At 36.1% G+C, this 2,269-nt stretch carries 1 protein-coding gene; it reads right to left on the reverse strand.

Features of this window, described 5'->3' with window-relative positions:
* Positions 1-38: 38 nt before the first annotated feature.
* Entirely contained in the window at positions 39-2,111 is a 2,073-nt protein-coding gene (locus A1D18_RS00090; protein WP_071661801.1) for a hypothetical protein, read from the reverse strand.
* Positions 2,112-2,269 lie beyond the last annotated feature (158 nt).

Below are 2,269 nucleotides of genomic sequence, written 5' to 3' on the forward strand. Positions count from 1 at the left end.
AGCATCCTCTCTTTGAATAACATCCTCCTTCAACCATATTACCGTCTACCAAAAAAATATGCGCTGTCTCCTGGTCTTTCCTGCTCTTGTGACGACGTTGCTTCTTTGGATGTTTGGTTTTGGGTTCTGTTTTGTGCCTGCATTAATCGTTTTAACTCCTCAATTGTTTCTTTCATCTCCTTTTGTTCTTGAGCATGCCTCTGGCGCTCTTTTTCACGCGCCTCGCGCTCTTTTGCAAGATCTGCTTTCATTTTTTCAAGATTCTCATTGTCTTTTTCACAACCGTCTGTAAAATAATTGACACTTTTATTTTTCTCACGGTAATAAAGCTCTCTTTGATGAAACTTTAATTGTTTATTAAGTTCCTTTCCTAAAAGTAATAAGTCATCATGCAATTTGGATCGACCTAAAAAACCACGATTTGCTTTGCTTGAATCCTCCAATAGTTGCTCTAAAATTTCTTGCGCTTCAAACAAGGAGTCATAAGTCACTTTTTTTCCCGCAGCGTCGTCCGTAGCCACTTTGATATACAACGCTAAATTATGGAAACTTTGTGCACATTCCTCCTGCCTGTCCTGAAAATTAGACATGACTCCATTTAATAAGTGCAACAGTTTTGGCTGTTTTTTTCTCTTTTCTAAAATTTTAAAATAAGCGTTTAAATGTAGCGTTAAACTATCACAAATAGACTTTAATTTTTCATAAGGACTTAACATTCTTACGGCTGGGACTAAGACATTTAAGTCTTTTTTTAGATGGTGAATCACTACTTCTTGCCAAGGACCCTCCATTTCAAACAAGCGTACTAAGAAAGGTTTCTCTATACCTTCTGGAGGAGATTCGAACAAATCCGCTTTGGATTCCAGCAAACGCTGAATTATTTGCGTATCTCTTATTTCTAAGCCTCTCTCCAATAAAAGATAACCCACTGTGTTAGTACCGCCTAGAACTAACTCGCCCAAATGAAGTTGAACCAAAGAAGAAAATTCTTTCATGTATTCTTTATGATTTGGATAAACTTCAGGTAATACGTAAGAGTCTTTTAACCACGTTACTTTTTCAGTGTCGGTAATGGCAAGTGTTCCCTGATTACTTAATAAAAAATTAATCCGCCTCATTAATAGCGCTTGTTTTTTTTCCTCTCCGTCATCTACCATACGATCTGGGTGTTCGAGCTGAACTTTTTCTCTCTCAACTAAGGTCTGGAACGCGACCTCTAGTAGCCGAGCTTGTGATAATCGTTCCTCCTTAAATCGGACTTGACAAGGTTTCGATAAGCGTTGATTAAGTTGATTATAAGCGTCTATTAATACCCAATTATCAATAGGCGCGGCTATATTAATCTCTTTGATTCGGTAATTTTCATCCAGTAATTTTGATAAAACCGAATAAGTGCCTTCATTAAATTGCGTATTGCCAAAATTTACGCATTCTAAATTCGGATGTACTGATAAAGCCTGGCTAAGCTCCAACCAGTCCTTAGCACTGGCATCACTTATTTCAAGATGTAAAATTTTTAAGTGTACGTTTCGAGATAAAAAATTAACTAATGCCGTTAAACTGTTGGATAAAGAAAATGGCTTTAAACTGAGTTCTTCTAACGATGTTCCAGTAGGTTCGGCTAAACTATTTAATAAAGAAGTATGAAAATTGGCGCATAAATAATGTGGAGCCCCATAACGAAGAAAGAATACCCAATCGATTTTAATCGAGCTCCAGGTATCTGATTGACTTAATAAATCCCACAAAACACATTCAAGCAGTCTTTCTGATGAATCGCTGTTGGGATCATTAAACCTTAAGTTCGTATTGGGTTCATTCGTCAATCTGGCCATTTGAAAGAGAGCCACATCAGGAACTCGAGAATTCCAATTGCGTTGCGCATGTTCTGTTATAGCACCGGCCATAATCCGTTCAGGTCTCGGCAAATAGCCTCGGATAAACTGAACATTACTTAAATGAAATTGATAAGGAAGTATTTCAGGTTTGTCTATTTTAAGAAATTTCGCGCAAAGTTTAAGTTTCTCGATCTGCTCAGTATATAATTCTGTATCTAATCCGAAAAAACCATCTTGTTTAAATCTATCGAGTGCTTCACTAAAGGTTGGCATTATTAATTCCTTTTATTGTTGATTATCCTTATTTACTATTTTCCTAAAGTATAATTTATTTTTTAAATATTGAATAGATCCGTAATTAAAAATTAATTATTTTATTTAAATAGGCGTTTCGCGTCTAATTGTCAAGGGCCTAAACTAGGGAAACAAGA

It is taken from the genome of Candidatus Rickettsiella isopodorum (genome assembly GCF_001881495.1).
GTDB classification, from domain to species: Bacteria; Pseudomonadota; Gammaproteobacteria; order Diplorickettsiales; family Diplorickettsiaceae; genus Aquirickettsiella; species Aquirickettsiella isopodorum.